We start from the raw sequence: 719 nt of genomic DNA on the forward strand, positions 1-719 counted from the left end.
CAGCACGTCGGCCACGATCGCCCCCGGAGGCGACCGCCCGATCGCCGACGGACTGGCCGGCTCGGCGTGAACGGGCCCGACCGCGCCCGCAGCGGTGCGCAGGAGCTGATCCTCGTCCGCCACGGCGAGAGCGTGGGCAACGTCGCAGCGACCGTCGCCGAGAGGGCAGGACGCGAGGAGCTCGAGCTCGAGACACGCGACGCGGACACCCCTCTGTCGTCGCTCGGCGAGCAGCAGGCAGCCGCACTCGGGGCATGGCTCGTCGAGCAGGGCGCGCAGGACGGTCCCGAGGTGGTCTGGTGCTCGCCGTACGTGCGTGCCGTGCAGACCGCGACGATCGCGCTGCGTGCTGCTGGCGCCGAGCTGTCCGTGCGCGTGGACGAGCGACTGCGCGACCGCGAGCTGGGCATCCTCGACCGGCTCACCACCACGGGTGTCGACGCCCGGTTCCCGGCGGAGAGCGCGCGTCGACGGCACCTCGGCAAGTTCTACTACCGGCCTCCGGGCGGGGAGTCCTGGGCCGACCTCGTGCTCCGGGTACGGGCTTTCCTTGCGGACCTCGACCGGGTCGAGGACGGGCGCCGCGTGCTCGTCGTCGCGCACGACGCGGTGATCATGTCCGTCCGCTACGTGTGCGAGAGCCTGTCGGAGCGGGAGGTGCTCGACCTCGCCCGCCATGCCCCGGTGCGCAACGCCGCCGTCACCCGCCTGGTCCGCAG

1 protein-coding gene is annotated in these 719 nt (G+C 73.7%); it reads left to right on the forward strand.

Going from position 1 to position 719, the window contains the following annotated elements; translation table 11 throughout:
* Positions 1–132 precede the first annotated feature (132 nt).
* The coding region (locus ACXJKG_RS21330) for a histidine phosphatase family protein (protein WP_456847713.1) at positions 133–719 on the forward strand (587 nt) is incomplete at its 3' end.

It is taken from the genome of Cellulomonas sp. P5_C6, assembly GCF_054049635.1.